The organism is Clostridium sp. 1001271B_151109_B4 (assembly GCF_015670405.1).
In the GTDB taxonomy this organism is placed as follows: domain Bacteria; phylum Bacillota; class Clostridia; order Clostridiales; family Clostridiaceae; genus Clostridium.
In genome coordinates, this window is the sequence record NZ_JADPBQ010000001.1 from 221,604 (window position 1) to 234,215 (window position 12,612).

Annotated in this window: 10 protein-coding genes; 2 read left to right on the forward strand and 8 right to left on the reverse strand. The window is 27.4% G+C overall.

The genetic code is table 11. The features are described 5' to 3' along the window. Positions 1-106: 106 nt before the first annotated feature. A complete protein-coding gene (locus I4V63_RS01060; protein WP_195999451.1) occupies positions 107-1,486 on the reverse strand; it encodes an MATE family efflux transporter in 1,380 nt (459 codons plus the stop codon). Positions 1,487-1,586: 100 nt separating this feature from the next. On the opposite strand from I4V63_RS01060, the gene I4V63_RS01065 reads away from it, so the two are divergent. Continuing rightward, positions 1,587-2,021, forward strand: coding sequence for a MarR family winged helix-turn-helix transcriptional regulator (locus tag I4V63_RS01065; RefSeq protein WP_195999452.1), 435 nt, complete (start codon positions 1,587-1,589; stop codon positions 2,019-2,021). Between the two features lie 63 nt (positions 2,022-2,084). Here the strand turns inward: I4V63_RS01065 and I4V63_RS01070 are convergent, their stop codons facing one another. Then, positions 2,085-2,567: an N-acetylmuramoyl-L-alanine amidase gene (locus I4V63_RS01070; RefSeq protein WP_207746477.1), complete on the reverse strand. Its 483-nt coding sequence runs from the start codon at positions 2,565-2,567 to the stop codon at positions 2,085-2,087. 113 nt (positions 2,568-2,680) lie between these two features. Here I4V63_RS01070 and dusA point away from each other — a divergent pair, with 113 nt between their 5' ends. Beyond that, on the forward strand, positions 2,681-3,718 hold the full coding sequence (dusA, locus tag I4V63_RS01075; RefSeq protein ID WP_195999453.1) for a tRNA dihydrouridine(20/20a) synthase DusA: 1,038 nt from the start codon (positions 2,681-2,683) through the stop codon (positions 3,716-3,718). 54 nt (positions 3,719-3,772) lie between these two features. Here dusA and I4V63_RS01080 read toward each other — a convergent pair whose 3' ends face one another. The 6 genes from I4V63_RS01080 to feoB form a co-directional block, all read right to left on the reverse strand. Beyond that, positions 3,773-4,570, reverse strand: coding sequence for an HAD family hydrolase (locus I4V63_RS01080; protein WP_195999454.1), 798 nt, complete (start codon positions 4,568-4,570; stop codon positions 3,773-3,775). Between the two features lie 402 nt (positions 4,571-4,972). Continuing rightward, positions 4,973-5,989, reverse strand: a complete 1,017-nt coding sequence (locus I4V63_RS01085) for an alpha-hydroxy-acid oxidizing protein (protein ID WP_195999455.1) — start codon at positions 5,987-5,989, stop codon at positions 4,973-4,975. 210 nt (positions 5,990-6,199) lie between these two features. Further along, positions 6,200-7,900 carry a molecular chaperone HscC gene (locus tag I4V63_RS01090; RefSeq protein ID WP_195999456.1) on the reverse strand — a complete coding sequence of 567 codons (1,701 nt, stop codon included), beginning with the start codon at positions 7,898-7,900 and terminating at the stop codon, positions 6,200-6,202. 77 nt (positions 7,901-7,977) lie between these two features. Continuing rightward, positions 7,978-10,122 (reverse strand): tetratricopeptide repeat protein, encoded by a 2,145-nt coding sequence (locus tag I4V63_RS01095; protein ID WP_195999457.1) that lies wholly within the window; start codon positions 10,120-10,122, stop codon positions 7,978-7,980. A 131-nt stretch (positions 10,123-10,253) separates the two neighbouring features. After that, positions 10,254-10,403 (reverse strand): FeoB-associated Cys-rich membrane protein, encoded by a 150-nt coding sequence (locus I4V63_RS01100; RefSeq protein WP_195999458.1) that lies wholly within the window; start codon positions 10,401-10,403, stop codon positions 10,254-10,256. 35 nt (positions 10,404-10,438) lie between these two features. Next, on the reverse strand, positions 10,439-12,583 hold the full coding sequence (gene feoB / locus I4V63_RS01105) for a ferrous iron transport protein B (protein ID WP_195999459.1): 2,145 nt from the start codon (positions 12,581-12,583) through the stop codon (positions 10,439-10,441). Positions 12,584-12,612: the final 29 nt, after the last annotated feature.

The following is a 12,612-nucleotide window of genomic DNA, read 5'->3' on the forward strand; positions in this document are numbered from 1 at the left end:
TCTAGAAATATTATAGAAATTTAACATTATGAAAATAATTATTAATCTATAAAATAAAAAAATATCCTTGCGGATATTTTTTTATATTTTACTTTAGTTTTATTTACTATACTTCTTCAGTATTATTTGATATTTCATTCATAGCTTTTTTAAATTGAATGTAAAACAATATTGCAGTAGTTGAAACAGCAATTAAATCTGCTACAGGTTCAGCCATAAATACTGCTGTTGTTTTATTAGATATAAATATTGGCATAATATATATTAATGGAATTAATAATATTATTTTTCTTAATAAAGCTAAAAATAATGAAGTCTTTGCATTTCCTAAAGCAATAAAAGATTGTTGGCAAGCTATTTGTATTCCAAATATACCCGATAAGGCCATATATATTCTTAATGCGTGGCTTGTAAACTCTAAAAGCTCAGGATCATTATTAAATATTAATACAAAGGATTTTGGAGTTATCATAGCTAAAGCCCATAATATAATAGAATAAGTTACACAAGATATAAGTAATATTTTAAACGCTTTTCTTACACGTTCTGGATTTCTTGCCCCGTAATTATAACTAAGAATTGGTTGTCCTCCTTGAGTTAAACCAGTAAGAGGCAGCATTGAAAATTGCATTACACTAGTTAGTATTGTCATTGCTCCAACTGCAATGTCTCCACCATACTTTAAAAGCGATGAATTAAAGCAAACAGTTATTATACTTTCGGTTGCTTGCATAATAAATGGTGCTAATCCTAATGCAATAGAAGGTAAAACTATATCTTTTGATAAATGCAAATTTTTTATTTTAATTTTTAGTGTTGTTTCTTTGCCTGTTAAAAATTTTAAAATCCATAGCATTGATAATGATTGTGATATTATAGTTGCTAGTGCAGCACCTGATACTCCCATATTAAAACCAAAAATTAAAATTGGATCAAGTACTATATTAAAAATTGCCCCAATTAAAACAGTCATCATACTTACTTTGGCAAATCCTTGAGCACTAATAAAAGCATTTAATCCTAATGTTAATTGTACAAATATTGTCCCAAGACTATAAATTTTCATATAGCTAGTCCCATAAGCTATAGTATTTTCACTTGCCCCAAATAATAATAATAAATCTTCAGCAAAGAAAAAGAAAATAACAGTTAATATAATTGAGATAAGTATCAATAAAGAAAATGAATTTCCTAATGTTTTCTCGGCATTGTCCTTCTCTCCCTTTCCTAAAAAGATTGATGCTCTTGGTGCTGCTCCCATGCTTACTAATGCTGCGAAGGCAGAAATAAGCATAATAAGTGGTAAGCATACTCCAACTCCCGTAAGAGCTAACTTACCAACTCCAGGTATATGCCCTATATACATTCTATCAACTAAATTATATAATAAGTTGATTATTTGTGCAGCAATTGCAGGAACAGCCAATTTGAACAGCAATTTACCAACACTTAAGGTTCCTAATTCTTCCGTTTGATTTTGTTGCATAATAAATTCTCCTTTAAATATAAATTGACAAATATAAAGTATTTATATAAAATAGTTTACAAAGAAACTGTTTTTCTGTCAACTATATTGGAGGATTATTATGATACACAATTTAAATATTACAAAAATGTTATATTCATTTAAAAATATTAATGAATTTTACTATAAACTTTCTTGCGAAGTAGCCCAAAAATGTGGAATTACTAAACCGGAAGCAGATATTTTAGCTTTTTTATTTAATAATCCCGAATGTGATACTGCTAAAGATATTGTTCAATTAAAAGGACTTTCCAAAGCGTATGTTTCTAAAGCTGTAGAGCCATTATTAAAAAAGGGACTTATTTCAATAGAAGTTGATAAATTAGATAGAAGATGTCAGCATTTAAAATTAACATCTCAATCTAAAGAAATCGTTAGTGAATTACACAATATGCAGTTGGAGTTCCTTAAGAAATTAACAAATAATATTCCAGAAGAAGATATATTAACATTTCTTGAAGTAACAGAAAAGTTTGCAAATAATGCTCATATATAATATTAAATAAATATAAGAACATTTTAAATATCTGTTCTTATATTTATTGATATAAAATTAATATTATAAGTTACAAATCATTTTTTTAAACTCATGCCATTTGAACCAATTATTTTTCATAAATGATTTTGGACATTTCTTTCTTGAAACATCGTAATGTCTAACTACATTATTAATAGAAATATTATACTTTTTCATTAAAAATTTGGTTAATTCTATTGTAGATTGTAAAGTTGCCTCAGTAGGATTCCCATCTTTTTCAATACATATCTCTATACCCAAAGAATTTTGATTCGTTATTCCGTACTTTCCATGACCATCACCGCAATGCCAGCTATAATTAATATCGCTGTCAACTGTTTGAATAATTTGTTTTGAATCTACAAAGAAATCTGCACTAGCATTTTTATTTTCGCTATTAAAGTAATTATAGTGGTATTCAGTATCTAAGCCTGGGTTATCAGTATCGTGTATCACAATGTATTTAGGTTTTTCATTTCTTTTTGTGAAATTAAATTTAATAAATCTTTGCTTTATTAAAATCATTACCTATCTCCTACTTTTAAAAATTTATCATATTTATGTTTATTTATATAAGTAATCAAAATTTATTATGCTATAATAAAATTGACTAATTTCAAAAATTAGAAAGGATACAAATGATGGAAAAATATATTTCAAATATAAAAACACCTAAAATAAGTATTGCTCCAATGGTTGACAAATCACATAGGCATTTTAGATATTTCTGCAGATTAATGAATAAAGAAATTCTATTATATACAGAAATGGTAACAGCACAAGCAATACTAAATGGTGAGTTAGATAAAATTCTTTATTTTAGAGAAGAAGAAGGTAATGTTGCACTGCAAATAGCTGCATCTAATCCTGAAGATGCTTATAAAGCAGTTAAGAAAGCAAATTCATATAATTATTCTGAAATAAATTTAAATTGTGGCTGTCCATCTGATAGGGTTTCTGGAAATTTAATGGGTGCCGCATTAATGTCAGATAGAAAATTAGTATATGAAATATTACTTGCTATGAAAGAAGCTACAAATAAACCAATAACTATTAAGCATAGAATTGGTATTGATGGCACAGGAATAATTCAAGATAAAAATTCTAAAGTAATAATGGATGGATACGATGATTTATTAGAATTTTTAGATACTGTATCTAAAGCAAAACCAGATAGGTACACTGTTCATGCGCGTTCAGCAATTTTAAAAGGATTAAGTCCAAAAGATAATAGAGAAATACCTCCTCTAGATTATGATATGGTTTATAGATTAAAAAAAGATTTTGATTATTTAAATATTGAAATCAATGGTGGATTTAAAACAGTTGAATCAATTAAAGATGCTCTTACTAAAGTTAATGGGGTTATGATTGGTAGAGCTGCATATGAGGATTGTTATCTATTAGCTAATTTACAAAAAGTTGATAATGAAAATTTAAAACCTATTTCCCGTGGAGAAATAATAAAATCATATATTCCATATGTTAAAGAAGAAATCGCTAATGGTAGTAATGTGCATCTACTAGCTGCTCCACTACATAGCTTATTTCAAGGTCAACCTGGAAGTAAACAATATAAACAGCTTTTATCATCTGGAAATATAAAAAAGGATACTTTTGTTCAAATTTTATATAATATTTTAGAAAGCATGCCAGAGAATAGCCTTTGGTGCTAAATGTAAAAGTCAAAACTCTCTTAAAAGATATCAAATCAATTAAGAGAGTTTTCATTACTTTTTAAGTATAAATCTTTCAATTCCAATTGCTACACCATCATCGTGTATTGATGTCGTAATTTCATTAGCATATTTCTTAATACTATCACATGCATTCCCCATAGCTATTCCACATACAACGGTTTCTAACATTTCAATATCATTTTTACCATCACCGAAAGCATAACTATCATTTATATCAATATCTAAGTACTGTAAAGCTTTAATTATACCAGTTGCTTTTGTATTTTTCTTTGAGTATAATTCAAATGATTTTAACGCTATGCTATTAACATAATCGTAATCCTCATTTCTTTGAACTATATTTAAGCATTTTTCTACTGTTTCATCATTAGGACACATCATTTCAATTTTATATATTCCAATATCATCTAACGAATAATTAACTTTAAACAATTCTTTTGAAACTCCTACTGTGTCGTAAAAATCATGAAATTCTTTAAAGCAATCTTTCATATATGAGTAATATTCACCTTCTAAGACATATTGAATATTAAGATTTTCTAACTCAGCTACTAGATTGCTAACAAAAGATTTATCTAGATATTCACTAAAAATAGTTTTATTTTTAATTATAACATGTGCTCCATTAGCTAGCACAAATCCATCAAACCCGAAATCTAATATTGATTTACTTAAAAAGGCATATGGTCTACCAGTTGCTATAAAAACATAATGCCCTTCTTTTTGCAAGGAATGAATAGCTTGTTTAACTTTTGGTGTTATATCAATAATTCCATTCATATAATCTAATAATGTTCCATCTATATCGAAAAATATAGCTTTTTTCATTTAATCCCCTCCATCCTATTCATGCCTATTTTATCCTATGATAATTATACTGTAAATATTTTTAATAAAGACATATATACTTATCTAGTAGTAAGAATATATATCTTTATGCAATTTAAACAAGCCTTTTATTCTTCCATTTACCGCAATAACTACTTAGCTTATATGGTATTTCGAAAGTACTTGTTACTTATATAGTAACTTTTAATAGTTAAATTTTATTTCCTGATCACTCTTTAACAGTTAACCTTATTGATCTTGTCATTTTCATTGAGAATTTTGATTTTACTTTAAGGTTATAGTGAGTTTGTGCATAATTTTTTGCCCAAAATTTATTTTAGCAGTATATAATTTTTATAAAATACTAACATTTTTATTATATTTTCTTTTTTTAAATTCACTTTAATACCTAATCATATCTCGTGTTATTTCATTTATTGAGTATGCTCCACACATAGCCATTGTGTCTTCAAGTTCACTTGCTAACTTTTGAATATATGATTTAACACCAGCTTCTTCTCCACCATAAAGAGCTGTTACAAAAGTCCTACATATAAGTACGCCATCAGCACCTAAGGCTAAAGCTTTAAATACATCAACTCCTGAACGTATTCCACCATCTACAAATACTTTCATAGAATCACCAACTGCTTTTACTATATCTTCTAAAACTTCTGCTGTTGAAGGACATTGATCTAAGACTCTGCCACCATGGTTAGATACCACTATAGCATATGCCCCTGCTTCCTTAGCCTTTAAAGCTCCTTTTACAGTCATTATTCCCTTTACTATAAATGGTAAATTTGAAATTTCAATTATTTCCTTTAATTCTTCTACTGATTTTGCTCCTGCTGGAGGATTCATATTTTTTAAAAATGGAAGACCAGCAGCATCTATATCCATAGCTACTGCAATTGCATTACTTTTCTTTACTAGTTCTATTTTTTCTTTAATAGTATCAATATTCCATGGTTTAATCGTTGGAATACCTAAACCTCCTACATTTTTTATAGCAGTAGTAGCACCTTTCATAACATCAGGATTAGTTCCATCTCCTGTAAATGCTAAGATACCTTCATTAGCACATGCTGAAACTAATAAATTATTGTAAGTCATATCATCATATTTTTCCCCATAATGTAAATTAACAGCACCTACTGGTCCTGCAAAAAAAGGATACTTAAACTTCCTATCAAACAGATCACAACTCATATCTACAGGTTTATTTTCAGTTAATGTATCCATATTAACTCTTATTTCTTTCCATTTATCATAATTTCTAATTGCAGTATCTCCAACTCCTTTTGCACCAGGTCCAGGAATTTGATTTTTACATGCTTTTCCATTACATTCAACACAGGCCTTACAATATTGACCAATACAACTTTTAGCATTAATTAAAACATCTTTATAATTCATTTAAGTACACCTTTCTTTTTTATATTAAATTTAATATCTTCTATTTAGTATTATAGTAACATATTTATTTCACATTATCTTTATTATATTAGATTAATTGATTTATAATATTGTATCAAATTTCTTTATAAAGAAAATAAGTTGCTAAAACAAAATGAAATAGCAACTTATTTTATTCAAATATTTTGTATGATAATTAGAAGGTATATATTAACATTCATTATTTCTATTTAATATAAATTCAAATTTTTCTTTTAGTTCTTCAGCAGCAGCTTTAATTTCATCTCTATTTTGCTTATCAAGTATATTTTCAAATTTCCTTAAATAAAATTCAACCTCTCTTCGAGTTTCTCCAACACTTTGTTCATAAATACTTTCACCCATAGAAAGTACAAGTTTATTTTCTTCCTGTTCTCTAGGGGGTATTTTAAGCTCAGATAATTCTTTAAATCTTTCTTGAATTTCTTCGTCACTCATGTCATTATCACTCTTTTTTATAATTAGATGTTTCTTAAGTTTAGTAGATACAACTGTAACTTCAACCTCTAAAATAGAGTTAATATCATAAGTATAAGTAACATCAACAGCTTGTTCACCTGCTTTGCCTATTGGTACAGGAATGTTTATCTCTCCTAAGTAAACATTGTTTTTAGCAAACCTACTCTCACCTTGTAATATTTCTACTTTAATAGAAGATTGATTATCATGAATTGTGTATAATCTTTCTGTTCTACTTACTGGAACTACAGTATTTCTTTCAATTATTGGACAAAAATGCCCACCTTCATAATATTCTCCTTCTTTTAATACAGATATTTCAGTTCCTAATGTATATGGACATACATCTGTTAAGACAATATCCTTTATTAGTTCATTTCTTTCCTTCATAGCACCTTGTATACCAGCTCCAAGCGCTACAGCTTCTTCAGGATTAATAGATATATTTGGTAGACGTCCAAAAAGCTTACCAACAAAATTTCGTATAATAGGAAGCTTTGTAGCACCACCTATTAAAAGTATTTCATCTATATCATGTAATTTAATTTCTGCATCTTTTAATGCTCTTTCAATTGGTTTACGTATTTTAGCTAGTAGTAATTCACAGTTTTTTTCATAATCATCTAATGATATTTTATATTTAAGTATCTTATCATTAACTTTACATTTAATTACTACATTTTTTTGTTTAGAAAACATTTTTTTTGCTTCTTCTGCTTGCTTTTTTATAATAGCAATTGTTGTAGAGTCAAGATTACATGATTCTAATTCATTAGCCCTTAAAAACATATTAACTAATATCTCGGTAAAATCATCTCCACCTAAATAATTATCACCAGCAACAGCATGAACTTCCATTATATTTTTATAGACTTCGAGAATTGACACATCGAAGGTACCGCCCCCTAAGTCAAATACTAAAAATTTAGTGTTAGTATTTCTATTTTGCAATCCATAAGCTATAGCAGCTGCAGTAGGTTCATTTACTATTCTTTCAACTTTTAGTCCGGCTAGTTTTCCAGCCAATTGAGTTGCTTTACGTTGCTTATCATTAAAATATGCTGGCACACTTATTATAGCCTCATTAACTTCACTTCCTAAATACTCTTCAGCATCTTCCTTTAAAGATCTTATAATAAACGAAGATAATTCTTCAGCAGTAAATTTATTTTCATTTATTAAAAACTCTTTTTTACTGCCCATACTTCTTTTAAAAAGTTCTTTTGTACTTTCTGGATAAGTAATTATTCTCTCTTTAGCTACTTTACCAACATAAACTTCTCCATTATCTCCAAAACTTACAACTGATGGTGTTAGCTTTTCTCCAAATCTATTTGGTATAATTACAGCTCCCTTTTCACTAAAATAAGATACTAAGCTGTTTGTAGTACCAAGATCAATTCCTATTATCATATTCATAGACTACAAATCAAAATATATTAATATTTTAATTTAATCGTAGCCATATCCCTCCCAACTAAAAATTAATATTATAAATAACTATTTAACTTTTGTTGTAACTTAAAAATCTCTTTTTTTGCATTTGGGTAATCTGGGTCAATTTCTAATACTTTATTAAAATAACTTATTGCAAGTCTATATTTGCCAATTTCTCTGAATATAATTGCACATTGATAATATGAAAATGCTATATTCCCATTATTATTGATTATAAAGTTATAATCATTTAATGCAAGATTATATTCAAAAATACATCTATAAATATATGCTCTTAAATAATAATTATCTAAATCTTTATCATTAAAAGATATTGCTTCATTAATTAATTCCAAAGCAAAATTAAAATTGTCTTTATTTAATTCATTTAGTGAAAGTAAGTAAAAAGCCTTACATTTTATCTCATTATTTTCTTCATTAGAGTCATTAATATTTATTAGTAAATTTTTAATTAAATCTTCAGCATCTTCTCCTCTATTTAATTTTATTAAGGCCTCACATTTGCATAATATAATTTCACTATCACTGATTTTGTATTTATTTGCTTCATTATAAACCATCAATACTTCTTCATTTTCTTGATTATCTAATAATATTTTCATTTTAATAATATAAGGAGTACTAATGTATGGGCAAAGATTAATACATGTATTAGCAGAATCTAATGCTTCTTTTAAATATCCTAAATTATATAATGCTTCAGCTCTAAAACTGTAAATAAGCGAATCATTTTTATCTACTTCTATACCAATATCACTTAATTCTAAACACTCTTCATATTTACCTAACTTAATTAATGTATTGCACTTACAATTTATATAATAGATATTATTAGGCATTAAGTTCAAAACTTTATCAAAAAATTTAAGTGACTCATCATATCTTCTTAATTTTGAATATATTCGACCAAGTTTATTGTATATACTGACAAGCTCAATTTCATTATTTTTAGCTTTTTTGTTTTTTAAAAGTTCATGAAAATATTTTAATGCATTATCATAGGATTCCAGATGAAAGTACGAGTTACCCAAAATATCATACTTTTGGATAATGTCACTTTTATTATTACACTTAATTTTCAAAACTAAATTTATTGCTTTTTCATAATTAAAATTTTCATAATAGCACCAAGCTAACTCAAAGTTTAATTTATTATTATTTGGGTTTGTTGTTAACTGATCATTTAGCTTAGCAATCAAAATGCTATTTATATATGAAACTCTTTCTCGAAGATAATCATAATATGGATCGATATTAATTAAATCAATAAATGTATTCTTGGATTTTTCTAATTCACCAAGTTCAAGAAGTGAATCAGCAAGTCCTACTTTTGCATTAAAATTATTTGGAGAAATATCTAAGCAGTGCTCATATAAATCCTTAGCTTGTTTATAATTCTTTTCTACCCATTCTAATTCTGCTGCATAATAATTTATAGCCATATTATTTGGATAACTTTTTATTAAATTAGAAATTATATTTTTTGAAATAGCGTAATTACCTAAAGTCATATGATATCTACACTGAAGCAAATCAAAATATGGATGATATATGTTAAAACTTTGTAATTGTTCTAAATATGTTTTAACTACTTCCATGTTATTATTGTTTAGCTCCTGTATTATATTAAAATATAAATTAATCCATGAATCATAATCTTTATTATCTTCAACTTTAAAAAGGTAATAATTTATAATATCATTATTTTCAACTCTATCAATAATAAAATCAATATATTCTGTTGGAAATTGTTCATAAAGTTCTTTTTTTCTTTCCTTTATTTCGAAATGTGAATCAATTAATCTCCATACTTCGCATGGAATATTAATATTATTCATTAAATATTGAAGTAATTTTTCACAGGCCACATCTTTAGTTTCTAAAGAAAAACTTATATCTTCATTAAGTAATTTATTCCATTCATTTATGTCTATTCTTAATGAAAATGACTTATAAATAGTTTTAACTTTTTCAATCCATTTTTCTAAGGCAGAATTATCCTCATCAATATTTTCATTTTTAGCATATTCAAGAGCTTTTTCATATGCAGCTCTTAGAATTTTAAATCCTTCTGGATTATCTTCTGGATTTACTTTGGTTAACATATCGAAATACCTATCTTTTATTAAAGATTTATCTTTAGTTTTATCTATCCCCAAAACCATCCAAATATCCATTTTTCCTCCTATATTTTAATTTAACTACCATATTATATAATATGTAACAATTATTAAATTATTATCTTTAAACAAAATAATTTACATAAAAAATAAGCTGAGACTCATAAATCTCAGCTTATTGAAAATGGTTATTTTTTAATTTCAAGTTTATTATTACAAGATTTCGCTTCAGAACATCCTGAACAATGACATCCACAACTCTTATTATTCTTAACTATTTTCCTAATAGCTAAAATTAATAGCACTAAAACTATTCCACCAATAATAAAGTTTGCCATACTATTCACTTCCTTATTGAGTATAATAAATTATCTTAGTTGGCATTTGTTACTTTTTTGTTGCTTTTTATCTCTCTACCTGATAATACTGCTATAGAAATTGCAAATACTGCAATTAAAACAGAACCAATTGCACCAATTAGGCTGCCAGTACCTAAAATAAAACTACCTACTTGATTAATTATTAAGGCAACAATATAAGCAGTAAGTGTTTGGAATCCTATAGTAATCCACATCCATTTCCATGATCCCATTTCTCTTCTAATTGCACCTATAGCTGCGAAACAAGGAGCATTTAACATGTTAAATGCAATAAATGCTAATCCACTAGCAGCTGTAAACATTGATCCTATTTGAGTTAATAATACAGGCGTATCTTCTGCTGCTTCTGCTATTCCAAATAATACTCCAAAGGTACCAACTACATTTTCTTTAGCAACAAAGCCTGTTACTGTTGAAACTGCTGATTGCCAATTTCCAAATCCAAGTGGTGCAAATATAGGAGCTATTACTTTTCCTATGCTTGCAAGAATACTATCTTGAGCATCCACCATTTGTAATGTCCAGCTAAATGAACTTGTAAACCAGATTACTGCACAAGCCACAAATATAATTGTTCCTGCTTTAACAATAAAGGCTTTTGCTCTGTCCCACATATGAAGTATTACACCTTTAAAGCTTGGAATATGATATTGTGGTAGTTCCATTACAAAAGGAGCAGGTTCACCTTTAAACATCTTTGTTTTATTTAATATAATTCCACAAATTATAATCATGAAAATTCCTAAGAAATATACAGAAGGTGCTACCCATGATGCTCCACCAAATATTGCACCAGCAAATAAAGCGATGATAGGAAGCTTTGCTCCACAAGGAATAAATGTTGTAAGCATTATTGTAATTCTTCTATCTTTATCATTTTCCATTGTTCTAGTAGCCATTATACCAGGAACTCCACAGCCAGAACTTATAAGAACTGGAATAAATGATTTTCCAGAAAGACCAAACTTACGGAAAATCCTATCCATAATGAAAGCTATTCTAGCCATATAACCACAATCTTCTAATATTGCTAATAAGAAAAATAATAACATAATTTGAGGAACAAATCCTAATACAGCACCAACACCGCCTATTATTCCATCATTAATTAATCCTTGCAACCAAGGTGCAGTTCCTATGTTTTCTAAAAATGCAGCTACATTTTCTCCAATAATTTCACCAAATAGCGTATCATTAGTCCAATCAGTAAGTATTGCTCCTAATGAACTAACAGAAATATAGTAAACTCCCCACATTATTAAAGCGAAAATAGGTAATGCAAGTATTCTATTTGTAACAACTTTATCAATTTTATCTGAAATTGTATGCTTAGAGTTGTCTTTTTTCTTTATAATTTTTGAAACAATAGAACCTATAAACTCATATCTTTCTGCAGTAATTATACCTTCAGCATCATCATCAAACTCTTTTTCACATTGAATAATGATATTTTCGATTTTATCATTTACTTCATTGTTAATAGTTATTTTTTCTAATAAGTTGCTATCTCTTTCAAAAAGTTTTATTGCCATCCAATTATCGTTAATATCACTTTTTTTCAAGTTTTCGCTGCTTATTAATGCTTTTATTTCATTAAGTGCAGATTTTACTTCTTGAGAAAAATTCATATTAAAATTATTAGAAGTTTTATTTTTAGCTATTTCAATTGCTTTTAAAGCAACTTCTTTAGTTCCAGTTCCTTTTAATGCACTAGTCTTAATTACCGGGCATCCTAAGATTTGTGATATTTTATCTAAATTTATAATATCACCACGTTTTTCAACCACATCAATCATATTTAATGCAATAACCGTTGGTATACCTAATTCTAATATTTGAGTTGTTAAATATAAATTTCTTTCAATATTTGAGGCATCAATTATATTTATAATTGCATCTGGTTTATCATCAATCATAAAATTTCTTGTTACTACCTCTTCTAAAGTATATGGAGACAAAGAATAAACCCCTGGTAAATCTACAATCTCAACATCATTATGCCCCTTTAATTTACCAACCTTTTTTTCAACCGTTACTCCTGGCCAATTACCTACATATTGCTTTGCACCTGTAAGATTATTAAACATTGTAGTTTTACCGCAATTTGGATTACCAGCTAATCCAATTTTAATTGACATAGTTTTTCCCCCTTATTTGTTTAATTGTA